Annotated in this window: 27 protein-coding genes; 19 read left to right on the top strand and 8 right to left on the bottom strand. The window is 51.4% G+C overall.

The window, feature by feature from the left end:
- Together QY332_03875 and QY332_03870 are read left to right on the top strand one after the other, a co-directional pair.
- On the top strand, window positions 1-1,377 hold the full coding sequence (locus QY332_03875) for a hypothetical protein (protein WKZ37062.1): 1,377 nt from the start codon (window positions 1-3) through the stop codon (window positions 1,375-1,377).
- Between the two features lie 320 nt (window positions 1,378-1,697).
- Window positions 1,698-2,258 (top strand): hypothetical protein, encoded by a 561-nt coding sequence (locus tag QY332_03870; GenBank protein WKZ37061.1) that lies wholly within the window; start codon window positions 1,698-1,700, stop codon window positions 2,256-2,258.
- 56 nt (window positions 2,259-2,314) lie between these two features.
- Here the strand turns inward: QY332_03870 and QY332_03865 are convergent, their stop codons facing one another.
- On the bottom strand, window positions 2,315-2,695 hold the full coding sequence (locus QY332_03865; GenBank protein WKZ37060.1) for a protease inhibitor I42 family protein: 381 nt from the start codon (window positions 2,693-2,695) through the stop codon (window positions 2,315-2,317).
- A 139-nt stretch (window positions 2,696-2,834) separates the two neighbouring features.
- On the opposite strand from QY332_03865, the gene QY332_03860 reads away from it, so the two are divergent.
- Window positions 2,835-3,995 (top strand): hypothetical protein, encoded by a 1,161-nt coding sequence (locus QY332_03860; protein WKZ37059.1) that lies wholly within the window; start codon window positions 2,835-2,837, stop codon window positions 3,993-3,995.
- 59 nt (window positions 3,996-4,054) lie between these two features.
- On the opposite strand, the gene QY332_03855 is transcribed toward QY332_03860, so the two are convergent.
- From QY332_03855 to QY332_03840, 4 genes are all read right to left on the bottom strand, one after another.
- Window positions 4,055-4,969, bottom strand: a complete 915-nt coding sequence (locus tag QY332_03855) for a c-type cytochrome (GenBank protein ID WKZ37058.1) — start codon at window positions 4,967-4,969, stop codon at window positions 4,055-4,057.
- Window positions 4,970-5,008: 39 nt separating this feature from the next.
- Window positions 5,009-5,833, bottom strand: coding sequence for a maleylpyruvate isomerase family mycothiol-dependent enzyme (locus QY332_03850; protein WKZ37057.1), 825 nt, complete (start codon window positions 5,831-5,833; stop codon window positions 5,009-5,011).
- A gap of 5 nt (window positions 5,834-5,838) precedes the next feature.
- Window positions 5,839-6,465, bottom strand: coding sequence for a TetR/AcrR family transcriptional regulator (locus QY332_03845; protein WKZ37056.1), 627 nt, complete (start codon window positions 6,463-6,465; stop codon window positions 5,839-5,841).
- A 210-nt stretch (window positions 6,466-6,675) separates the two neighbouring features.
- A complete protein-coding gene (locus tag QY332_03840; GenBank protein WKZ37055.1) occupies window positions 6,676-7,323 on the bottom strand; it encodes a helix-turn-helix domain-containing protein in 648 nt (215 codons plus the stop codon).
- A gap of 108 nt (window positions 7,324-7,431) precedes the next feature.
- Between QY332_03840 and QY332_03835 the strand changes: the two genes are divergently transcribed.
- The 9 genes from QY332_03835 (at window position 7,432) to QY332_03795 (ending at window position 13,232) form a co-directional block, all read left to right on the top strand.
- Window positions 7,432-7,908, top strand: coding sequence for a hypothetical protein (locus QY332_03835; GenBank protein WKZ37054.1), 477 nt, complete (start codon window positions 7,432-7,434; stop codon window positions 7,906-7,908).
- 30 nt (window positions 7,909-7,938) lie between these two features.
- Window positions 7,939-8,223 (top strand): hypothetical protein, encoded by a 285-nt coding sequence (locus QY332_03830; protein ID WKZ37053.1) that lies wholly within the window; start codon window positions 7,939-7,941, stop codon window positions 8,221-8,223.
- A 317-nt stretch (window positions 8,224-8,540) separates the two neighbouring features.
- The gene (locus tag QY332_03825; protein WKZ37052.1) at window positions 8,541-9,140 is read left to right on the top strand and encodes a TetR/AcrR family transcriptional regulator; all 600 of its coding nucleotides are present in this window, start codon (window positions 8,541-8,543) and stop codon (window positions 9,138-9,140) included.
- A gap of 34 nt (window positions 9,141-9,174) precedes the next feature.
- A complete protein-coding gene (locus QY332_03820; protein ID WKZ37051.1) occupies window positions 9,175-9,663 on the top strand; it encodes a quercetin 2,3-dioxygenase in 489 nt (162 codons plus the stop codon).
- 469 nt (window positions 9,664-10,132) lie between these two features.
- Window positions 10,133-10,465, top strand: coding sequence for a metalloregulator ArsR/SmtB family transcription factor (locus tag QY332_03815; protein WKZ37050.1), 333 nt, complete (start codon window positions 10,133-10,135; stop codon window positions 10,463-10,465).
- 24 nt (window positions 10,466-10,489) lie between these two features.
- Window positions 10,490-11,722: an FAD/NAD(P)-binding oxidoreductase gene (locus tag QY332_03810; GenBank protein ID WKZ37049.1), complete on the top strand. Its 1,233-nt coding sequence runs from the start codon at window positions 10,490-10,492 to the stop codon at window positions 11,720-11,722.
- An 8-nt stretch (window positions 11,723-11,730) separates the two neighbouring features.
- A complete protein-coding gene (locus QY332_03805; protein ID WKZ37048.1) occupies window positions 11,731-12,300 on the top strand; it encodes a DUF1641 domain-containing protein in 570 nt (189 codons plus the stop codon).
- A gap of 39 nt (window positions 12,301-12,339) precedes the next feature.
- The gene (locus tag QY332_03800; GenBank protein ID WKZ37047.1) at window positions 12,340-12,648 is read left to right on the top strand and encodes a TusE/DsrC/DsvC family sulfur relay protein; all 309 of its coding nucleotides are present in this window, start codon (window positions 12,340-12,342) and stop codon (window positions 12,646-12,648) included.
- Window positions 12,649-12,728: 80 nt separating this feature from the next.
- Entirely contained in the window at window positions 12,729-13,232 is a 504-nt protein-coding gene (locus QY332_03795) for a DsrE/DsrF/DrsH-like family protein (protein WKZ37046.1), read from the top strand.
- 73 nt (window positions 13,233-13,305) lie between these two features.
- On the opposite strand, the gene QY332_03790 is transcribed toward QY332_03795, so the two are convergent.
- Window positions 13,306-13,428, bottom strand: coding sequence for a hypothetical protein (locus tag QY332_03790; GenBank protein WKZ37045.1), 123 nt, complete (start codon window positions 13,426-13,428; stop codon window positions 13,306-13,308).
- A gap of 14 nt (window positions 13,429-13,442) precedes the next feature.
- Between QY332_03790 and QY332_03785 the strand changes: the two genes are divergently transcribed.
- Both QY332_03785 and QY332_03780 read left to right on the top strand, forming a co-directional pair.
- The gene (locus QY332_03785) at window positions 13,443-13,679 is read left to right on the top strand and encodes a hypothetical protein (GenBank protein WKZ37044.1); all 237 of its coding nucleotides are present in this window, start codon (window positions 13,443-13,445) and stop codon (window positions 13,677-13,679) included.
- A gap of 3 nt (window positions 13,680-13,682) precedes the next feature.
- Window positions 13,683-13,892, top strand: a complete 210-nt coding sequence (locus QY332_03780; GenBank protein ID WKZ37043.1) for a DUF2283 domain-containing protein — start codon at window positions 13,683-13,685, stop codon at window positions 13,890-13,892.
- 138 nt (window positions 13,893-14,030) lie between these two features.
- On the opposite strand, the gene ettA is transcribed toward QY332_03780, so the two are convergent.
- On the bottom strand, window positions 14,031-15,704 hold the full coding sequence (ettA, locus tag QY332_03775) for an energy-dependent translational throttle protein EttA (protein WKZ37042.1): 1,674 nt from the start codon (window positions 15,702-15,704) through the stop codon (window positions 14,031-14,033).
- Between the two features lie 370 nt (window positions 15,705-16,074).
- Here ettA and QY332_03770 point away from each other — a divergent pair, with 370 nt between their 5' ends.
- The 5 genes from QY332_03770 to QY332_03750 all read left to right on the top strand — a co-directional run bounded on the left by QY332_03770 (window position 16,075) and on the right by QY332_03750 (window position 20,026).
- On the top strand, window positions 16,075-16,689 hold the full coding sequence (locus QY332_03770) for an NYN domain-containing protein (GenBank protein ID WKZ37041.1): 615 nt from the start codon (window positions 16,075-16,077) through the stop codon (window positions 16,687-16,689).
- Between the two features lie 211 nt (window positions 16,690-16,900).
- Window positions 16,901-17,638, top strand: a complete 738-nt coding sequence (locus QY332_03765) for a DUF3883 domain-containing protein (GenBank protein WKZ37040.1) — start codon at window positions 16,901-16,903, stop codon at window positions 17,636-17,638.
- Window positions 17,639-17,943: 305 nt separating this feature from the next.
- The gene (locus tag QY332_03760; GenBank protein ID WKZ37039.1) at window positions 17,944-18,207 is read left to right on the top strand and encodes an AbrB/MazE/SpoVT family DNA-binding domain-containing protein; all 264 of its coding nucleotides are present in this window, start codon (window positions 17,944-17,946) and stop codon (window positions 18,205-18,207) included.
- Complete coding sequence (locus tag QY332_03755; protein WKZ37038.1) at window positions 18,204-18,632, top strand: putative toxin-antitoxin system toxin component, PIN family; 429 nt, start codon at window positions 18,204-18,206, stop codon at window positions 18,630-18,632. Before QY332_03760 ends, QY332_03755 begins: the two co-directional genes overlap by 4 nt.
- 218 nt (window positions 18,633-18,850) lie before the next feature.
- Complete coding sequence (locus QY332_03750; protein ID WKZ37037.1) at window positions 18,851-20,026, top strand: transposase; 1,176 nt, start codon at window positions 18,851-18,853, stop codon at window positions 20,024-20,026.
- A 76-nt stretch (window positions 20,027-20,102) separates the two neighbouring features.
- Here the strand turns inward: QY332_03750 and QY332_03745 are convergent, their stop codons facing one another.
- On the bottom strand, window positions 20,103-21,017 hold the full coding sequence (locus QY332_03745) for a hypothetical protein (GenBank protein ID WKZ37036.1): 915 nt from the start codon (window positions 21,015-21,017) through the stop codon (window positions 20,103-20,105).
- Between the last annotated feature and the right edge of the window lie 62 nt (window positions 21,018-21,079).

The raw sequence follows: 21,079 nt of genomic DNA, 5'->3' as shown, positions 1-21,079 counted from the left end.
ATGATTACCAGAAAAGTTTTATTCCCTCTCTTGATTCTTCTTTGCATTGCATTCACTGTTTTCCTTTTCCAGCCCGGCTACATAGATAACGATTCAAAAAACCAACTGGAACAGATACGCAGCGGTCACTTCGACGACTGGCATCCGCCTGCCATGTCCTGGGTCTGGGGGCACTTCAACCGCATCGTTCCCGGACCTTTTGGCATGTTCCTCTTACAGGTGGTTTTGTTCTGGGCTGGGCTGGGGATCGTGGTAAACATGATCGCCTCCTCCCAAACGGGCAGAAGCTTATATTTACTGATTGGGTTCTACCCGCCGGCTTTCATGATGCTGGGTACCGTGATAAAAGATGTCCTTATGGGGACAGTCTTGCTATTCGGGTTTTCACTCATTCTATATTCGGAAAGGAGAAAGTCCATTGTCTCGTTCGTTTTCGGGATGTTGTTCCTTGGCTACGGAATGCTCATTCGGCATAATGCAATCCCTGCGGTGCTGCCATTGTGCCTGTATGCGGGATTTGTCTTCACAAGCTTGAACCCCACAATGACAGGCAGGATTTCCCCTGTTTGGCGGGGGATAATCACGGGGAGTGCCTTCTTCATCCTGGTATTTGCCGTTGGCAGGGCATGGAATAATCACCTGACCGACACAAAAACATATCCGTTTCAGCAGATTATGCTGCATGATCTTGTTGGGATCTCGATAAGAACGAAAACTTATCTTGTTCCGGACTACCTTGCTTCGGCTGAACAACCGTCCATGAAGGACCTGAGGCGGATCTATCAGTTAAGGTCGATGAAAAATTTATATTGGCCTGATTTTACAAATATCCACTTCAAAATCCTTCTTGACCCCGGGCAGGTCAGGGATCTGGTCAGTACCTGGGGCAGGGAGGTTGTCGATCATCCGAAGGCATATCTGATGCACCGTTCAGATGTATTTACGGGTGTTTTGAATTTAAAAGCAGCGCGGACCTGTGCCCCCTACTACTATGAAGAAACCACTTACAAGCCAAAAGGCTTTTACCAGAACGGCTCTGTGAATGATTACTATTCGAACAACCCAATCACCAACCGCCTCTTCATGTTGGCCGAGCCCCTGCGGGAAGGTTTGATCTACTGGAACTGGCTCTATGTCCTTTTGCCCCTGATCCTGTTTACAGTTTCGCTCCATTTTGTGCTGGGGCCGCGAACCAGCGACATCCGGTTCCCATCCATTGCACTGGCATTGAGCGCCAGTGGATGGTTATATGGGCTGGCATATTTTTTCGTTGCCACTGCCTGCGATTTTCGGATGGTTTATTGGAATGTGTTAACTGCATTGCCGGCATGCATGTTCCTGCTGAATTCCATTGGCAGGAAAAACAGTCCATTATAGTTGCCCCCCAGCGGGCAGCGGAGCGTTTAAATTCGCAAAATGGATGAAGCGAAACGTCTCGCTCGAAGAGATTGACGAAGACACCACTCACCTTGCCGCGTTGTTGGCTGATCCTGCTCTGAGCATGGGCTGGAAGCGAAGAAGGTCCGAGGGAATATCCTGAAAACCATTCAAAGCCTGCCGCCCATCCAGGCGGTGGAGGCGGTAGATATCAAAAAGCAAAATGGCTGTCCTCTGCATGTCAATGCCGGGAAATGCATAAAAAGTTGTATAATCCAAATGACAATTGCCGCCAGCCACTTTTAGAAATAGGAGAGAAAATGAAAAAAACAGCTTCGATCATTCTTGCCGTTCTGATGATGGCTTCTGTTCTGGGGAGTGCCGCAACAAAGGCAAAAGCCGCAGGCTTGATTACCTATGAAGGCGCCGTATTTACGTTAAGCAAGGGAATTGTCTTCCTCTTCAACGTTGATGAGTTTGCGAAAAAGAACGTGAAAGTAAGACCCGCAACCCTCTACATTGGCTCGGACGCCTATCCATTGAGCTGTATCTTCAAGGCGGATGAGGGCAAGATCCGCTGTGATGTGCGCGGCGGGCTGACCCAGTTCGCCGGACAGACAGGCATCATTTACCTGAACGGGCAGATCTTCTATGTGATCATCCCCGGCCGAGGCGGACCATCTGAGCAGGCAGGTCCACTGGTCTGCCCTGATGGTGAGGTGCCCGGCGCGGATGTGGAAGTTGATTTCGGTGAGTTTACCGATATCGTTTTTGTGCCCGGCAGCACGCTCGAGGAAGTGCAAAACCAGGCCGAGAGCTGGTTTAGCGAATCAGATTTTGAAATCGTCAGTGGCTTGTACTGCGGCCAGGCACCAACCTAATTGAGAAGGGAATAAACAAGGCGGAGGCTGTCAGCCTCCGCCTTGTTTTGTTCCGGTCACTTGACAGTAAGCGAAAATACGGCTGTTTGCTCCGGCTCCTCGCCGCTTGAAGGCGGGTAATATCCAAGCGTGATCGTCGTTTCTCCTGCCGAAACGGCTTTGAACGTCCACACATCCACGCCGCCGGAGCCGGTGGTGATGGGTTGATCGGGACGATACTCCCGTGAAACGAATTCCACGATGCTTTCGTCCAGTTCTTCCACGAGTTCCCAGTGATAGCCTGTGGTCACATTCGCGGCGATGATGATCTTGAACTCGTTCCCGGACGCGGCTTCCAGTTGTTTTGCCGGGTCTGAGATCTTGAAAATATCGCTTCCTCCGCTTGTGCAGGCGGAAAGGGCAAGGATGGAAATCAATAACAGCAGGATGTTTTTCATTTTGAGCTCCTTATGGTTTGACTGTGCGAAACCACATGTGCATTGTACACCCTGTCCTTTTTCATAGCCTTACAGAAATTTCCGTAATTTGATATTCTAATTAGAAAATTTGTTCTTTTTACAAGTAAAGGAGAATCTCATGAGCAAAAAAGTGATGGTCTTTGTCGGGACAACCAAGGGTGGCTTCATCTTTAGCAGTGACGCCAGCCGCAAAACATGGCAGATGAGCGACATTCTGTTCAAAAGCTGGAACATGATGCACATGCGCCTCGACCTGCGCGACAACAGGCTCCACGCGGCGGTCAGTCACTTCGTCTATGGACCGACCACGCACTACTCGGACGACTTCGGCGCGACGTGGACTCAGGCGAAGCAGAACCCGGTCATCCCGCGCCCGTCGAAGTCGGGGCGTCCGCCCAGCACGGTGGAGGAGGCGTTCCGCTCGGAGGCGGGGGAGGAGATCAAGGACAAACCGGAGAAGATGATCAAGGTCTGGAATATCACGCTCGGGCGTAGGGAAGAGGCGAATGTTCTGTATGCAGGAGCGCAGCCGGCTTCCCTGTTCATCTCCAAAGATCGCGGCGAGACCTGGGAGATCAACGAGGGCTTCTTCGACCATCCGCATCGCGGACAGTTCTTCCCCGGCAACGGCGGATTTTGCCTGCATACGATCCTGCCTGACCCATCGAATATCAATCGCATGTACATTGCCATGTCGACAGGCGGATGTTATCGCACGGACGACGGCGGGCAGACGTGGAATCCGTTCAATAAAAATGTGCGCGCCGACTTCAACCCTGATAAATATCCTGAATATGGGCAGTGCGTTCACAAGATGGCAATGCATCCGTCCAACCCGAACGTGCTGTACCAGCAAAATCATTGCGGCATCTATCGCAGTGACAACGCCGGCGAGGATTGGATCGACATCGGCGAGGACAAACTGCCGACCCGCTTCGGATTCCCGATCGTTGTTCATCCTGCCGAGCCGAAGACGATCTATGTTGTGCCGGAGGAAAGCGACGAATTTCACATAAGCATCGATGGGAAACTCGCCGTTTGGCGCAGCCGCGACGCGGGCGAATCTTGGCAGAAAATGACGAAAGGATTACCCAAAACCGCGTACGTGGATGTCCTGCGCGAGGCGATGGCGACGGATAGCTTTGAAGATGCCGGCATTTACTTCGGCACGAACACGGGGCAGTTGTTCTACAGCCGCGACTCAGGCGATAGTTGGGAACTGCTCGCCGATTTCCTGCCGCCCATCCAGTCGGTGGAAACAGCAATGGTGGAAGGGTAAATCAATAAGAGAGACTGTCATTCAAAGTGACAGTCTCTCTTTTGTAAAAGAAAAAATTCCTACTCCACTGGTGCAGTGGAGGTTTCCAGCGCGGGGAGCGATTGCAGGTACAGGAAGATCGCCGTGAGTTCGTCGTCGGTCATTCTGCCTTTGTACTCCCACGGCATGAACTGCAGGACGAGCCGCCTGCCTTCGGGTACGATTCCCGTGCGGATAGTCTGGATGAAATCCGCTTCGGACCACGATGCAAGGCTGCCGCCGGGAGTGAGATTGGGCGCCAGCATGGAGGTGGGGTCCGGCGGCGTGGCGCCAGCCAATTCCACCCCATGACAGCCGCGGCAGCCGTTGATGTCGATCAGGTATTCCCCGTATTCCACCGTTACGCCGGCTTCCACTGTGGAGGTGGGCAGGTTTTCATGGTCGATGATCGACGCTCCCAGCAGGTTGCCGAACGCGCCCGCGCCATAGGCAACCCTGCCCAAAAAGGTCATTTGATACGGAGGGATTTCGCGGTCCACAGGCGGGGCGGTTTTGAGATATGCGATGACATCGCGGAGGTCTTTGTCGCTGAAATATTGATAATCCATCGAACGCATCAAGAAGGAGGATGTGCCATCCTGTTTGATGCCATGACGCAGGGAGCGGATCCAATCTTCGTCGGTGAAACCTGCAACGACGCCTCCCTGCCCGGATGTGATGTTGGGCGTGGAGATTGTAACCATACCGGGCAGGTCGACGAACACCGGCTTGCCGCCGAGGTCGTCGCCGTGACATTCCGCACACAGGAAATCCGCCAGATGCCTGCCATGCTCGATGGACTCCGCATCGGCGGGGATTTCCACCAGCCTGACTTGCGCCTCGTAGGTTTTGTTGAATTCAGACATGCCTTTAGCGTACAACCCCACTGCCGCAATCAAGATCAATCCCGCCAGACTTCCCAAAACGATCCCGATCCATTTTAAAACCTTTTTCATCGCATTCTCCTTTACCGATAAATTATGCGAAGGCAAACGCTAAAACAACACCAACAGGTCTTTGAAGCCGTGTTCGATCAAGGCTGCATCTCCCGTGATATTGGCGCGAGACATGCCTTCTTTGTGCGAGAATCGCCCTGAAACGAAAATGTTGAAATCGAGCGCGTCCATTTCCATTTCGGCGGCGGGAGCGCCGTTGCCGATTTGCCAACGCCCGCCTGCAATGCCTGTCAGATTGAGTGTGATGGCACGACCTTTGAGGCGTTTCTTCAATTTCTCCGCCACATCCCTCACGACCAATTCGACGATGCGCCCGTCGTGTTCGCGCGTCTGCTCGAAGGGACGGTTTGTGGCGCGGCAGATGTCGAGGCGGTGCATCCACGTGTCGCGGCTGTGGATGACCCACATCAAATAACGCAGCGACATGAATCCGCCGACGGCATGGGGGGCGTGAATCCATTTGATGGCATGAAATCCATACGCCCAATTGTGGATGGCTTTGGGACCCGTTTGTCTTAATTCTTCGATCAGTTCAGCGGGCGTCATCCTTTTTCGTTCCCCCACTTGAAGCGCGTTAATCGCGTCTTCGGGCAATTGTCCCTTTTGGGGCATCTGGCTGTATTGGCGCAGCATTTCCCTGTAACTGACCCCGCTGAGGCAGCCGCCCGCTTGGTGAGCCACCACATCATGCACATCCCACGCGGTGCAGGCGGTGGGTTTGGACCAATCGTCAGCGTGAAGAGACTCGAGGAGACTCAGGAGCCGCTCAAAGGCTTCGGTCATGAGGCGCTGGGCTTCATCGGCATTGGTATACGGGATGCGTTCGGCGGATACAACGTTCGAGAGGGACAGTGCAGAGTGCATTTGCTTCATCCTTTCTTGACGAGAGCCGCTTCGAGCATGGACAACGCGGCTGGGATCAGCGACCCAAACCTTCCCTGCCCGACCGGGAGATGTGGTTCGTTCGCCATGTGCATGGCGGTCAGCCCGTGCAGGACGGCAATGGTCAGGTTCACAATCTGTTCGCTTGTGAGGTCGGTATTCAGTTCGTGCTTGTACGTTTCCACGCTTTTACGGGAGAATTCGAGGATGCCAAAACTCAGGTCGAGGCTTTCCTGCGAAGGGATAAAGCCAGGCACAGGACGCTCGAAACAGAGTTGGTAAAATTCCGGGTTTTCCAGCGCGAAAGTCATGTAGCCTTCGATGACGCGTCCGATTTCCTCCCGAAAGGTCGTGGATTCTTGCGCGGCTTTTTCGACGATTTCCCCCCAACGTTTGTACCCGAGGCGGAAGAGCGCGTCGTAGATGTCCATCTTGCCTGTGAAGTAGTTGTAGAGGGAGGGGGCGCGCATATCCATGCGGCGGGCGAGTTCCTGCATGGAGAGGGCGGCGACGCCTTCTTCGCGCATTATGGCGCGGGCAGCATCAAGAATGGCTTGTTTGGCTGCTTCGCGGTTGCGTTGAACACGGGGGGAGGTGGGTTTGTTTTTTTTCATTTTTACTAATATTGTTAGTTTTATCTAATTATATTAGTATTTTTTGATTTGTCAAGCCCGGCTTGAAAAAAGTAGGGATACAGGGCTGTGTCCCTACTTAATTGTTATCGTTTGAGGGTTCAATGCTTCACCCGATGCGGCGTCAAATCCCCTCCAAATTTCTCCTGCATCATTGTTTTGTAGTCAGACCAGTTGCCGATTTGGATGCAACTATGAAAGCAGAACTCTTGTGAGAATATCAGATAACCAGAACTCATACTCTTCTTCTGACCAGCCGCGGTCCCACACGAGCAGGTTGTACACCTCCGCACTAGCCAGCGTCCAAATGGTCTCAACCGCGGTCAGTTTGCTCAGCCCGCTGCGCAGTGGTCCATTCGCCAGCAGGCAGTCTATGAAAAAGCCCATGCCCTGATACCTGTCATCCAGATACTTCTTGAGCAGCTTCTTTATCTCTGGTTCGGTTTTGGCGGCGGCGTGCAGGATTTCCACGAGAGGGGCGATGTGCGAAAAGAACATCCGCATTCGACCGGCAAACATTTGAATTTGCCTGTGTTGATTTCGTTCTGATGCCACTTCCTGAATGTATGAACGCAGCATGGCAGGGATCGGCTGGCCATCCGTGCCTGCTGCCAGATCCATCGTGTGCGCCAGGATGGTTCGTTTATTCCTGAATACGGAGTAAATCGTTTGAGGGGATGCTTTCGCCTTGCGGGCGATGGCTTCGATGGAAACGCCTGAATATCCGTTTTTGATGAATAATTCTCTGGCGGATTCGACGATCTGAGCCTGGGCTTCGAGCGCCCGCGCCTGCCGCCTGCTGGAGTCGTATTTGCGTTTTGGGGGGATCTGCTTGGACATACCTCTTGACTCTTTCCAATTTTCATTTTATCATATCAATATTCAATATAGTAGTACTATATTGAATATTGAGCCCTCACCGTTCAAACCAAAAAGGAGAAAATTCTTATGTCCACACGAAACAAATCCACAGACCAAAGTACAGGCTGGGCAAAGTGGCTTGTTATAACCTTTGCACTGGGCATTGCCGCCTTCCTTGCAAGTCCCAACGCGCCTTTGGGCGGTTTTTGGGAAGTACAAGCCCATGATGGGCACACACCGGAAGGGATGCAAAGGATGCTCTTTATGCTACTGACTGCCATACAATCCCTTGCCTTCGGGTTCGGTTTTGCTTTTCTGCTTTTTGGGCGGGAGGCTGTTCGATCCTTTCTGCCCGCGGAAGGAGGTTTGGGTCTGGCAGTATATCTGGCAATTGCCTGGTCCCTGCTGAGTTGGTGGCCTCATACCAACCTGCACCAGACTCATAACCCGGACAACATCAGTGGACTGTTGACAATCGAATATGGTTTTCATGTCACTCTGATCTTTGGCGCAGTCGTCATCGCTTACGTTGTCTTGACGAGATCAAGACAACGTAAATCCTAGTTTCGACCAAAACCCATAAAAGGAGCCGTCATGTATACGTTATGTATTGAACATCCCGTCCCAAGTTACGACAATTGGAAAAATGCTTTCGACAACGACCCTGTTGGGCGTGAAAAGATGCGGGTACGCCGTTATCAGATCCTGCGCCCAGTGGACAACCCCAACTATGTCATGATCCAACTTGAATTCGATACAGCCAGCGATGCGGAGGCGCTGCTTAACGCCATGCGCGCAGTGTGGTCGCGCGTGGAAGGGACCATTATGACGAATCCCAAAGCACAGATCGTGGAGATCATTGAAACCAAAGAATATTGATGCAAAACATCCTGAAGGTTCGCAACCTTCGGGATGTTGTTTTGCATGTCATTGCGAGTGCTTTTTGTGAAGCAATCCCCCATCGAACAGGAGATTGCTTCGTCGTCGCTTCGCTCCTCCTCGCAACGACATGTTAGCGTTTGAGCGTTCGGTACTTGACCCGATGCGGGGTCAAATCCCTGCCGAATTTCTCTGGCATCATCGTCTCGTGATCGGATACGTTAAATTGATGATAAATCGCTTGCCAGTGACTTGACAGGTATTTTGCGTCCTGATATATTTGGATGGAAATTATTTCTAAATATATCAGGAAGATTATGGCTCCCAGAAAATACACCAAAACCAAACGCGAAGCGGCTTCCGAAGCGATCCGTCAACGGATCATCCAATCCACACTGGCGCTGCACAGCCAAAAAGGCATATTCGGCACATCGTGGAAGGATATTGCCAAACACGCCGATGTCTCGCTGGCGACCATGTATAACTACTTCCCCTCGCTGGATGAACTTGTCCCAGCGTGCGGAGAGTTGATGTATGCCATTGCCCAGCCGCCGTCATTGGATGACGCGCATGCAATGTTTGCCAATGCCGCAACCGTTGAGCAGCGCGTCGCCAGTTTGGTGAAAAACCTGCTTGATTTTTATGAGCGCGGCGAGCCGTATCTTGATATAGATCACCAGGAACGCATATTGCAATCGGTTCAGGAGTGGGAGGCGTATCTCAAATCCCTGATCGAAGGACTGACGCGCATGGCGCTCAAGCCCATCAAACCGAACAAACGCACGGTGGAAACTGTCAGCGCACTGTTGGATGTGCCTGTATTCCTGTCGTTTCGCAGAAAAGGAATGACGAGAGTGGAGATCGAGCGGATGATGAATGATCTGCTGTTGTGTTTGGTCGTCAGGTCGCCGGGTTAGCGGCGGCTTTTCTTTTATTGTCAAAGGAGTCAAAATGGACACAAACCTTGCAAGGCGAATCTATGCCTTGAATGCAAACGAGGGCGAAGCCCGCTGGTGGATGGGCGGGTTGGCGATTATCAAGGCGTCTGGCAAAGACACCGACGGACGCTTCGCGCTGGTGGAAGTGCTGGATCACGAGGGCGAGGAAGCGCCTTTGCACGTCCATCATAACGAGGACGAAGCCTTCTGGGTTCTGGAAGGTTCGCTTACGTTTGAAGTCGGTGATAAAACCATCAAGGCGGGACCTGGCTCGTTCCTGTTCGGTCCCAAAGGAGTGCCGCATCGTTATCGTGTGGATAAGGGTCCCTCACGGATGCTGTTCATCCTTGCGCCTTCGGGTTTCGAAGAGTTCATCCGTGAGACGAGCGAGCCCGCATCATCGCTCACCCTGCCGCCGCGACCTGATGCGCCGCCCACACCCGAAGATATGGAGCCGTTGATGCCGATCATCCAGAAATACGGGATGGAAATTCTGGGGTAGAAATTAGGGACACAGCGGCGCTGTGTCCCTATGGAATTATCTCTTCAACGTTCTATATTTCACCCGATGCGGGGTCAAATCTTTCCCGAATTTTTCTTCCATCATCGTTTCATAATCTGACCAGTTGCCGAGGTACATCTCCGCAATCGGCTCGCGTTCGAAGGCGATGATGTATGTGCAGGTTCATCGAGCAAACCGGCGGTCATGGCTAACGCCAGTGGAGCGGCTGCAAAATCATGGGGGAGTTACAAGATGTTGACGTTACACATGGGGTTTTACCACGTTCACGTTTTTCGATTACGTACAAAATATAGGACGAGGTGTAAACTATAATTGTGAATATTTTCACAAAAATAACTTTCATCCCCCTTTTCGTATGACACCTCTCACTTCGGCTAAGCACACTTGATTGTTATTATATTCACAATAATGTACGTTTATCTGCATATAACATCACAAAGGTATTTGCATGAACAAAACACTTGAAAGCGAAATCAATCAACTCCACGCTGAGATCTGCGCCGGCCTCGCCGACCCGAACCGCATCCTGCTCTTGTATGCACTCTCACAAAGCCCACGTAATGTGACCGAGCTCTGTAATGAGTTGGAGATGCCTCAACCGCTTGTCTCGCGGCATCTCAAAGTATTACGTGAGCGCGGCATGGTAACCACCGAAAGGCGTGGGACGGTGATCGTCTATTCCCTTGGCGACAAACGCTTGATCCAGGCGCTTGATCTTTTACGGGCGGTTATGCACGATAACATCGCCAAGCGCGCTGAACTTGTTCAGGCACTCTCGTAAAAATCATTCAAAGGAGTCCCTTTCATGAAAACTTTTCTTATACTAGGCGCTGGGACAGGCGGCACAATGGTCGCCAATAAAATGTCCGCCGCGTTGGATCCACAGGAGTGGCGCATTGTGATAGCGGACAAGGACGAGAACCACTATTACCAACCCGGTTTCCTGTTCATTCCCTTTGGGATCTACTCGCCTTCGGATGTTGTCAAGCCCAAACGTAATTTCCTCCCGCCCACGGTGGATGTGATCTTTGGCGAGATCGAATTGATCGAGCCTGACCAGAACCGCGTCAGGTTTAGCAATAACAGGTCGATCAATTACGACTATCTTGTCGTTGCCACCGGCAGTTTCATCCGCCCCGAGCAGATGACCGGACTGGTGGACGGCGGCGGCTGGCGCAAAAATATCTTTGACTTTTACACCCCCGACGGTGCCGCAGCTTTGGCGCGCTTCCTTAAATTTTGGAAGGGCGGGAAACTGGTGCTAAACGTGGCGGAGATGCCGATCAAATGCCCCGTTGCTCCGCTGGAGTTTCTCTTCCTGGCGGATTGGTTCTTCAAGGAACGCGGTATGCGTGACAAGGTAGATATCACCTTTGCCACACCGCTCCCAGGTGCTTTTACCAAGCCGCGCGCGTCTTCCATTCTTGGGAACATGCTTGAAGACAGGGGCATCAAACTCGAAACCGAATACTCGATCATGGAAGTGGATAACGCTACGCAGGTGATACGTTCTTACGATGAGCGCGAGATTCCCTATGATCTCTTCATTACCATCCCAACCAATATGGGCGCGGAAGTGATCGGCGCATCGGGTATGGGCGATGAGTTGAATTTTGTACCCGTCAACAAGAACACGATGCAAAGCTCCAAATGGGAAAACGTCTGGCTGATCGGCGATGCCAGCAACGCGCCTGCATCCAAAGCGGGTTCTGTGGCGCACTTCATGCTCGACGTGGTCGTGGAAAATATCCTGCGTCACATGGAAGGCTTGGAACTGCTCCCCAAATTCGACGGCCACGCCAACTGTTTTATTGAATCGGGCAATGAAAAAGGTGTCTTGATCGATTTCAACTATGACGTGGAACCTCTGCCCGGCATGTTCCCACTGCCTGGCTTTGGTCCATTCTCTTTGCTCAAAGAATCCCCGGCAAACCACTGGGGCAAAATGATGTTCAAGTGGATCTACTGGAACGTTCTACTCAAAGGCGGCGAGATGCCCTTTGAATCGCAAATGTCCATGGCTGGCAAGTGGAAGTAGGAGTCGCAATGGAAAACGAACTCGCCCAGATCAACCAAAAATTGGATTTCCTCATGGCGCAGTTTGCAGCGCAGCGCGAGGGGCAGCAGGCCATGAAGGAGCTGGTGGATGACGCCGTTCCGATTGTCAACCACGTCATCAAACTTTCGATTGACGAACTTGCCGAAGTGGGCAATGACTTTGAACTCAACGACCTGCTCTTCCTCGTCAAGCGTGTCCTGCGCGACACACGCATGTTGGTCGGCTTGCTCGATCAACTCGAAGCAGTTGCGGAACTCGCCGAGGAAGGTCAGCAATTTGGGAAACGCATCTTCCATCAGGTGACGATGGAATTGGACCGCCTCGAACGTGAAGGATATTTTGGATTTGCCCGGGCAGGCGGAAGGGTGGTCGAGCGTCTCGTCCACGACTACAAGCCTGAGGACGTGGAATCGCTCGGCATTCGCATGGCTGATGCATTGAAGACCGAGCCGCCAGCCAATGTCTCGCTCTTCGATCTGCTGCGCGCCATGGGCGATCAAAAAGTCCGCCGCGGGTTATATCGTTCTTTGAATCTACTCAAGGCCATTGGTGACTAATCGTCACATGTATCCCAACTGATTAAAGGAGAAACAAAAATGTTAGCTGACCTCACTGCAATTGCCTTCAATGAAGAAGGCTTCATGACGGACCCCAATGAGTGGACGAATGAAATTGCCGATGTTCTGGCCAAGAAAGAAGGCATTGAAACCCTGACCGCCGACCATTGGAAGATCATCGATTTCTGCCGCACAACGGGTATGGCTTCAGGCAAATCCCCCACCCTGCGCCAGATCACCACCGGCACGGGCATCTCTACCAAAGATCTGTTCGCGCTCTTCCCCAAAGGACCTGCCAAAAAGGTCGCAAAGATCGCTGGTCTCGGCAAGCCCGAGGGTTGTGTGTAATCCATTCTGGAGTCCAACAGCTCGCTGTTGAAACGTCAGTGGCAAGCTGCTGGATTCCAAAACAAACAAGGAGAAATATCATGACCGAAGAAACTCGCAAGATCGCGTTCATTTGCTCGAAAGGCGATTTGGATATGGCTTATCCCGCCCTCATCATGGGCTGGGCTGCCCTCGGCAACGGCATCGACGTGACCATCTTCTTCACGTTCTGGGGACTCGACCTGGTCACAAAGAAGCGCGTGGACAGATTGGAGATCGCGCCCGTCGCCAATACCAGTTTCAAGATGAGCATGATGGGACTGCCGACCGGCAACCTCGGCATCCCGAACATCATGGGCATCATCCCCGGCATGACAGCCTTTGCCTCCTGGTTCATGAAAATGAAGATGAAGGCGCTCGGCGTTCCTCCCGTGCGCGAATATCTTGAAATGCTCTCCGATGGCGGCGCAAAGATGTACGGCTGCAAGATGACCGTGGACATGTTCGGCATCAAGAAAGAAGATTTTCTGCCCTGTATCGAGAGTGTAGTCACCGCAAGCGATTTCATGGACATGACCGAAGGCTCGCAGATCATCTTCATCTAAACCTGTTGCTCGTAGTAGAAATAACACGGCGCATCATTCGGTGCGCCGTGTTGAATTATCCCGTTACCGATGGTTATTTCACCCGATGCAGCGTCAAATCCCCTACAAATTTCTCCTGCATCATTGTTTTGTAGTCAGACCAGTTGCCGATGTACGTCCTGGCAACCGAGTCGCCTTCGGTGATGTTGTACTTCATGTATAATCAAAGAAATGAAGACCACGCAATACTTTCAATACACCCGTCAACGCTCCGACCGTTCCACAATTGAGGATGAGTGGATCGAGCGAGTCATTCGAAACCCATTGCGTGAAGAATTTCAATCCGACGGCAGGATTCGCCGTTGGGCGCAGATCCCAGAAATGGAAAACCGCGTATTGCGGGTCATTTTGCTTGAGGACGGCGAGACCGTTCACAACGCCTTCTTTGACCGAAACTTTAAGGAGTAAGCCATGCGTATAAAATACTTTGAAGATACCGACACCACACTGGTTGAACTTTCCAGCAACCCGCCTGTCGAAACGCGCGAACTGAACGAAAACATCTACCTGGATTTGGACGGCCATGGCAACGTGGTCAGCATCACGATTGAACATGCCAGCGCGTCCAGCGACATGCGGGAGTTTCTCTACCAGAGAATACCAGCGGCAATGTCATCATAAGGCAGAGCGTCCCGAAGGTTATAAACCTTCGGGACGCTTTTTTGTGTGTCAGTGCGAACGCTTTTTGCGAAGCAATCTCCAACTCGACGAGGAGATTGCTTCGTCGCCCTACGGGCTCCTCGCAATGACAGATGGAAATTATCTCTTTAGTGTTCTGTATTTCACTCGATGCGGAGTTAAATCCTTGCCGAATTTTTCGGTCATCATCGTTTCGTAGTCTGACCAATTACCAATATACATCTTCGCAACCGAATCACCCTCGAACACGATCATGTGGGTGCAGATGCGGTCGAGGAACCAGCGGTCGTGGCTGACGACGAGGGCGACACCTGCAAATTCTTCGATGGCTTCTTCGAGGGCGCGCAGGGTGTTGATGTCGAGGTCGTTGGTGGGTTCGTCGAGCAGGATGACGTTGGCGCCTTCGGTGAGGGTCTTGGCGAGATGGACGCGGTTGCGTTCACCGCCTGAGAGGATGCCGACTTTCTTTTGTTGGTCGGAGCCCTGGAAGTTGAAGGAGGCGCAGTAAGCGCGTGAGTTGACCTTGCGCTTGCCGAGTTCGAGGAAGTCGGCGCCTTGCGAAATTTCTTCGTAGACGGTCTTCTCGGGGTCGAGGGTGCGGTTCTGGTCCACGTACGAGAGTTTGACGGTCTCGCCGATCTTGACCGTGCCGCTGTCGGGTTTTTCCTGTCCTGTGATCATCTTGAGCAGGGTGGTCTTGCCTGCGCCGTTGGGACCCACTATCCCGATGATACTGCCTGGGGGAACAGAAGCAGAAAACTCGTCAAGAATGAGGCGGTCGCCGTAGCTCTTGGTGACTTTGTCAAATTCAAAAACGACGTCACCGAGGCGAGGTCCAGGTGGGATGTAAATTTCCAGTTCTTCGCGGCGCGCTTCGGCTTCCTGGTTGAGCAATTTTTCGTAGGCGCTGACGCGGGCTTGTCCTTTGGATTGACGCGCTTTGGGCGACATGCGAATCCATTCGAGTTCGCGCTGGAGGGTCTGCTGACGTTTTGATTCGGCTTTTTCTTCGAGGCGGATGCGCTCCTGTTTTTGTTCGAGCCAGGAGGAGTAGTTGCCTTTGTAGGGAATGCCGTAGCCGCGGTCGAGTTCGAGGATCCAGCCTGCGACGTTGTCGAGGAAGTAGCGGTCGTGGGTGACGGCGATGACGGTGCCTTTGTAGTCGCGCAGGTGATGTTCGAGCCACGCCACGGATTCGGCGTCGAGGTGGTTGGTGGGTTCGTCGAGCAGGAGAATGTCGGGTTCGGTGAGCAGGAGTCGGGTGAGGGCGACGCGGCGCTTTTCCCCGCCTGAGCAGATTTTGACGGGCGTATCCGACGGCGGACAGCGCAGGGCGTCCATGGCGAGTTCGAGGCGGCTTTCGAGGTTCCAGGCGTCGTGCTTATCGAGTTGTTCCTGCAATTTGGCTTGTTCGGCGACGAGGGCGTCGAAGTCGGCATCGGGTTCAGCGAACCTGGCGTTGACCTCATCGAAGCGCGCGAGCATTTCGACGATGGGCTGTACCGCTTCTTTGACGACTTCCATCACGGTCTTGCTTTCGTCGAGTTTGGGTTCCTGCTCGAGCAAGCCGACGGTGTAGCCTTTGGATTGGGAGATCTCGCCGATGTAGTCTTTGTCGACGCCTGCCATGATGCGCAGCAGGGTGGATTTGCCCGCGCCGTTGAGACCGAGCACGCCGATCTTTGCGCCGAGGTAGAAGCCGAGCGAAATATCGCGCAAGATCATTTTGTTGCTGATGGGGATGAGTCGCCCCACTTTGTTCATGGAGTAGATGACTAAGGATTCGTTTGCCATTGGGGTTCTTTCAGTGAGTAGATGAGTAGAGAGTAGATAATTCGATATTAGACGGGGCGTATTGTATCAGATGAAGGGGGTGGGGATTTGGGGAATCGGTAGTTTGGGAATTGGGATGAAAAAATCCCCCGCCCTTCGACACGCTCAGGACAGCGCTTCGGGCTACGGGGGAGGTTGATTCGGTTTCGAGGGGCTTTGTGCTACGCTGTTAGCCCGCATGGGGATACCCTGAAATTTCAGGTAAAATAGAAAAAATGTTTGCTTGACAGCCACGCTATTTGTAGCGATAATAGAGGCATATCCCCCAGTAGTAGTTTCGACGAACCTGGTGCGAGACCGCCTCAGGGCGGTCTCTGTGTTTAAAGGGAAAATGAAGACAAACATCTACATTGACGGTTTCAATTTCTATTATGGTTGTATCAAGGGCACATCCTACCATTGGTTGAATGTGGCTGAAATGTGCCGTCTGTTGCTCCCGAACGATCAAATTCACCGAATTAAATATTTCACTGCACTTGTCTCTGCCCGTCCGAATGACCCTGACCAGCCTGTACGCCAGCAACTTTTTCTACGCGCTTTGAAGACCATTCCAAACCTTGAAATCATTCTTGGAACATTCCTGTCTCATGAAGTGAAAATGCCGCTCTCCTCAATTGGAAGCGGCTATGCCAAAGTGATCAAAACTGAAGAAAAAGGCTCGGATGTCAATATTGCCACGCATTTGTTGATGGACGGTTTCAAAAACGATTACGAACTTGCCGTAGTTGTCTCGAACGATTCAGACCTACTCCTGCCTATTCAGGTTGTCACACAGCAATTCAAAAAGCCCGTTGGCTTGCTCAACCCACAAAAGCATACGAGCGTGGCATTATTGCCGCATGTTCAATTCGTCAAGAAAATTCGAGGGACCCTTCTCCAAAACAGCTTGTTTCCAGATGTTATGAGCGATAAAGACGGACAATTTTCAAAGCCTGCGGGTTGGTAGATTGAAAGCTGGCTATAGAGATGAAAAATCCCCTGATTTTGGATGTCGGGGGATTTTTCTGTTTCGAGGGGCGTTGCCTTTGGCTGTTAGCTCGCGCGGGGATGAATCCCCGTGCTATTTTTACGAAGTCCGCTCGAAGCGGACTGGCACTAACAATTTGGCTATATAATTCAATATCTGATTTTCTAAATATTAAAACAAAGGCATACATATGGCTATAACAAAACTGCATGAAATGTGGGAACTGATTAATTCCAAGTTGCCAAGAGATGAATGGATTGCATTGCCAAAGATTTATTCATTGGTAGAGAAAACCCTTCAACTTACCCATGATGATTTTCTCCCATCAGCCCCTAAAACTGATGAGCCTAAATGGATGCGTAATGTTAGGAATGTATTGCAAAGTAGAAAGACAAATGGCGAAATTGCTTGGGATAAAAACGGCAAATATATGATACCTTCGTCAAGTGTTATTGTTTCAGACGACAGTATAGTAGTTTATAAACAAAACGTGCCCAGCCACGCAATATCGGAAGAACGATTTAGAGCAATTCAAAAAACCCGAGAACAAATTGGTTTAGCTGGCGAAACGTGGGTAGTGGATTATGAAGTAAATGAACTTGAGAACAATGGTCTTTATGAGTTGTCAAAAGAGGTTAAGAGGATTAGTACCGCAAACATAGCTGCTGGATATGACGTTCTATCTTATGAACTTGTTGGGGCGGAGAAATACATTGAAGTAAAAACCACAGCACTGAGCAAAGCCGAGTTTTTTATTAGCGCAAACGAACTTGATGTGGCAAAGGAATATAGAAACAGATATTGGATTTATTTTGTTTCGGAAATATTCGGCACTCCAAAGTTACACAAAATACACAACCCAGCAAGTGAAGTCGGAAGGTCTTTGCACTTAACACCAATTAGCTTCAAAGTTCAACTGACAGGATAATATTACCTTTTAGAATGAATTGCGTGCGAAGAAGCTGGGAGTCCGCTTTCGGAGGCAGTAAGTTATTCAGGGATTCATTGTCGACTTTTACTGTCATCAGGCGGGGCTGGTAGTGGAGGTCGATGGGGATATTCACGACTTGCAGAAAGAGGAAGATGAACGGCGGGAGAAGGTCTTGACTGAGATGGGATTGAGGATTGTCCGCTTTGGGAATGATGAGGTTGGGAGGAATCTGTCCGCTGTGGTGGGGAAAATTAGGGAAGCAATATCCGTGCTATAATCTTACTAGTAAGAAGGAGTAAATCATGGAAACATTAGCTACTACCCGTATGTCATCAAAGGGGCAGGTTGTCATCCCCGAGTCCATTCGCAAGCAGCTTGACCTGAAAGAGGGAGCACAATTCCTTGTTGTTGGCGAAGGAGATGTAGTTGTGCTGAAAGTGGTCAACTTGCCCGATATGAGTCAGTTCGATGAGTTGATCAAGCAAGCGCGCCAGCAGGCAAAAGAAGCGGGGCTAACCGAGGCAGGTGTCACGTCCGCAGTGGCAAAGGCACGGGGCAAAAAATGAAGATCGTTATGGACTTGAAAGTTGTGATGGATACGAACGTATTTGTCTCTGGGGTCTTCTTTAGCGGTCCGCCTTATCAAATCCTGAAAGCATGGCAGTCTGGCGAATTTGAATTGGTTGTCTCGCAGGAAATTCTGGACGAGTACCACAGAGTCGGTGAGATTTTGTCCACGGAACGCCCGAAGGTGGATTTGAATCCGATTCTGACATTTGTTATTGAACATGCAAGGGTCTATCAACCTGTCGAACTTAGTGAACCTGTCTGTGAAGACCCAGATGATGACAAGTTCTTTGCTTGTGCGTTGGCGAGTGGGAGCAAGGTTATTGTCAGCGGGGATAAGCATTTATTGAAAGTTTCTGGCTATCATGATATTGAAGTTTTGAAGCCGCGTGAGTTCGTGGATAGATATTTGGCAGGGGAATAATTCCAAACGGGGAGGGAAGATTGGTCAACGGACCGCTTCGCGTCACGGATTCACGGACGAGAACGGACTTTGTGCCGTTTGAAACATCATGAATTGCTTGATGCCGCCTATATCATTCCAGACAATATGTCCGAAGGAAAGTCCACGATTGAAAATCAGTAGTTCACGAAAAGGCTTGAACGTGGTTAACTTGGCTCCGACCAAGGAAACCCATAACCATGTCCAAGCCCACAATCAAGATTACCCGAACAATTCATTCCGAGCAAGTGCTGAATGCCTTCATGACGGTGGTTCGCAAGAACCTGCCGCTGGAATTGCGAAACACCCGGATCACTGCCGAAGATATCCTGTATGTGTTGGCATACGCCAATGTGCATCGTTTGAGCATTGAATCGGCTTGTCTGGAGTTGCAGAATGCGCCTTCGGGTAATCGTCTGCGAGAAGTATTAGCCCAGTCGCTGCCAGACCGAGCCGGTTTGCAGAACCGATTGAACCGCATCTTTCATCGGCAACTCCATCCCAGTGTATGGAAGTGCAAACGCGATTTCAATGTGGCGATTGACCTGACCCTGATCCCATATCATGGTCAGCCGTATGAAGACAGAAAGGAGATCGTACGCAGTGCACCCAAGTCTGGGACAACCCATTTTCATGGTTACGCCACGGTTTCGATTGTGCGGGACCATCGGCGCTACGTTGTGGCGTTGCGCTTCATCGAACATGGCGAGGATATGGCCGACATCGTCCGCTGGCTGCTGAAACGCCTGAAAACACTCAAATTTCGCATTCGACGGGTGTTTTTGGACAAAGGTTTCTGCTCCAAGCCGGTTTTCAAGGTTCTGGACCAACACAAGGTCAGTTTCGTAACGCCCATTCCCGTGCGTGGCAAGTCGGGCGGTGTGCGGACTTTGTTTCAAGGTAAATCACGTGTCACCACCTACACCTTTAACAGCCCAAAATATGGCATATATACAGTGCAGGCGGTGGTCGTCCAGCGCTATTCCAAAGGACGCTATGGACGACACAAGAGCAAGTGGTTTGCGTACGCCGTCTCCGGATTGCCCTCTGGCATTTTGCCTGCCCAGGTGTTTGAACTTTATCGTCAACGCTTCGGCATTGAGTCGAGCTACCGACAAATGAACCAGGTGCGCGCTCGAACTTCCACCCGTAATCCTGTCATCCGCTTGCTGCTGGTTGGTTTGGCTTTTGTCTTGTTCAATCTGTACATTGCCTTGCGCCAGAATCTGGCCTCCGCGCTTAAAACACCGTTAGAATCTTTCAATCGCTTCTGGCTTTCTTTGCGCCGTGTCGCTTTCCTGCTCAGTCGTGCCATTGAACGCTTCTGGGGTGCGACTGAGGTCATTCAACATCAATCATGTTTTGTGCTTTCGTGATCTACTGATTATAAGGCATGGATGTTGTTGTCAATAAAAAAGCGGGCAGGTTCGCCGCCTGTCCGCTGGATCCTGCCTACGGCTTGAAGTTGATCTTGTTCGTCACACACCCGCCTTTTTGGGCTGTATTGGTGCATAATGTGATGAATACACGGATGTTGTTCCCGGATGGGTTGTAGACAAATGCCGGCGCACTCAGGTTGAAGGTATCTCCCGGCGCAAGGACATCCTTTGTGGTTGTTTTCAAACAACCGTCCAGATCGGTAAAGCCGTCTGTAAGCGCCACAAGTTCCACATCCGTGGCCAAATCCTTCACTTCGATCTTTACAGACCTGAACGAGATCGCGCCTGTATTCTTCAATTGGAGATCAAACCACCAGCCTGCACATGAATCAAGGTTATCGAATTTCGCAGTAAATGACGGGGATGGCGTGGGCATCATCGTCGGTGTGGGTGTGGGCGGCGGGGTAAAGACAGGCAACAGTTGAGTCGATCCCGTGAGCGTGGCATACTCGCCCCATACCCAGCAGAATTGAGCACCCGCACCCGGGTTGCGGATGTACCAGTAATTGCCGGTCGGGTCGCGTCCATACACCTCTGCGATTTTCCCCACCAGCAAAGATCCGGTGATCACATAAGCGCGGCCCGGTCCATTGCGGCAGTTGGTGGGGACGGAAACACTGATCAATGGGATGGTTGACGTGGGCGTAAAAATCGGGATCGGCGTCTGTGTTTCGGTCCCCGCCGGGGATGATATAGGTGTGAGCGTTGGCGGTTGAACTGTAAACGTGGAGGCCGGTGTTGACGTCATCTCCGCTGTGGGAGGGAAAACCTCCAGCGGCGCATCCTGGGTCAACCCCGCGATGACCGTCTGCGCGGCGGCTGTACTCACGGAGCGAGCATCAGGCACGAGGGCTTCCGGTAACGAACAGGCAACACTCATGATCAACAACGAGGTCATTGACAAATAGACTCCGGGTGTGCGTGACATGATGACTCCTTTCCGAACAATATGCAGGCTGTGTTACGACGTCTTAAATCCAATCCCTGTTC

The organism is Anaerolineales bacterium (genome assembly GCA_030583885.1).
In the GTDB taxonomy this organism is placed as follows: Bacteria; Chloroflexota; Anaerolineae; order Anaerolineales; family Villigracilaceae; genus Villigracilis.
This window is presented reverse-complemented; position numbering and strand designations above follow the sequence as displayed.

Bases quoted from the DNA above. Each gene is read 5' to 3' on its own strand.
- ettA (WKZ37042.1), bottom strand. From the start codon at position 15,704: ATGGCAAACGAATCCTTAGTCATCTACTCCATGAACAAAGTGGGGCGA.
- QY332_03750 (WKZ37037.1), top strand. From the start codon at position 18,851: ATGTCCAAGCCCACAATCAAGATTACCCGAACAATTCATTCCGAGCAA.
- QY332_03845 (WKZ37056.1), bottom strand. From the start codon at position 6,465: ATGAAAAAAAACAAACCCACCTCCCCCCGTGTTCAACGCAACCGCGAA.
- QY332_03865 (WKZ37060.1), bottom strand. From the start codon at position 2,695: ATGAAAAACATCCTGCTGTTATTGATTTCCATCCTTGCCCTTTCCGCC.
- QY332_03835 (WKZ37054.1), top strand. From the start codon at position 7,432: ATGTCCACACGAAACAAATCCACAGACCAAAGTACAGGCTGGGCAAAG.
- QY332_03745 (WKZ37036.1), bottom strand. From the start codon at position 21,017: ATGTCACGCACACCCGGAGTCTATTTGTCAATGACCTCGTTGTTGATC.
- QY332_03805 (WKZ37048.1), top strand. From the start codon at position 11,731: ATGGAAAACGAACTCGCCCAGATCAACCAAAAATTGGATTTCCTCATG.
- QY332_03780 (WKZ37043.1), top strand. From the start codon at position 13,683: ATGCGTATAAAATACTTTGAAGATACCGACACCACACTGGTTGAACTT.
- QY332_03850 (WKZ37057.1), bottom strand. From the start codon at position 5,833: ATGCACTCTGCACTGTCCCTCTCGAACGTTGTATCCGCCGAACGCATC.
- QY332_03815 (WKZ37050.1), top strand. From the start codon at position 10,133: ATGAACAAAACACTTGAAAGCGAAATCAATCAACTCCACGCTGAGATC.
- QY332_03820 (WKZ37051.1), top strand. From the start codon at position 9,175: ATGGACACAAACCTTGCAAGGCGAATCTATGCCTTGAATGCAAACGAG.
- QY332_03800 (WKZ37047.1), top strand. From the start codon at position 12,340: ATGTTAGCTGACCTCACTGCAATTGCCTTCAATGAAGAAGGCTTCATG.
- QY332_03760 (WKZ37039.1), top strand. From the start codon at position 17,944: ATGGAAACATTAGCTACTACCCGTATGTCATCAAAGGGGCAGGTTGTC.
- QY332_03790 (WKZ37045.1), bottom strand. From the start codon at position 13,428: ATGAAGTACAACATCACCGAAGGCGACTCGGTTGCCAGGACGTACATC.
- QY332_03755 (WKZ37038.1), top strand. From the start codon at position 18,204: ATGAAGATCGTTATGGACTTGAAAGTTGTGATGGATACGAACGTATTT.
- QY332_03795 (WKZ37046.1), top strand. From the start codon at position 12,729: ATGACCGAAGAAACTCGCAAGATCGCGTTCATTTGCTCGAAAGGCGAT.
- QY332_03825 (WKZ37052.1), top strand. From the start codon at position 8,541: ATGGCTCCCAGAAAATACACCAAAACCAAACGCGAAGCGGCTTCCGAA.
- QY332_03785 (WKZ37044.1), top strand. From the start codon at position 13,443: ATGAAGACCACGCAATACTTTCAATACACCCGTCAACGCTCCGACCGT.
- QY332_03810 (WKZ37049.1), top strand. From the start codon at position 10,490: ATGAAAACTTTTCTTATACTAGGCGCTGGGACAGGCGGCACAATGGTC.
- QY332_03770 (WKZ37041.1), top strand. From the start codon at position 16,075: ATGAAGACAAACATCTACATTGACGGTTTCAATTTCTATTATGGTTGT.
- QY332_03765 (WKZ37040.1), top strand. From the start codon at position 16,901: ATGGCTATAACAAAACTGCATGAAATGTGGGAACTGATTAATTCCAAG.
- QY332_03855 (WKZ37058.1), bottom strand. From the start codon at position 4,969: ATGAAAAAGGTTTTAAAATGGATCGGGATCGTTTTGGGAAGTCTGGCG.
- QY332_03870 (WKZ37061.1), top strand. From the start codon at position 1,698: ATGAAAAAAACAGCTTCGATCATTCTTGCCGTTCTGATGATGGCTTCT.
- QY332_03860 (WKZ37059.1), top strand. From the start codon at position 2,835: ATGAGCAAAAAAGTGATGGTCTTTGTCGGGACAACCAAGGGTGGCTTC.
- QY332_03840 (WKZ37055.1), bottom strand. From the start codon at position 7,323: ATGTCCAAGCAGATCCCCCCAAAACGCAAATACGACTCCAGCAGGCGG.
- QY332_03830 (WKZ37053.1), top strand. From the start codon at position 7,939: ATGTATACGTTATGTATTGAACATCCCGTCCCAAGTTACGACAATTGG.
- QY332_03875 (WKZ37062.1), top strand. From the start codon at position 1: ATGATTACCAGAAAAGTTTTATTCCCTCTCTTGATTCTTCTTTGCATT.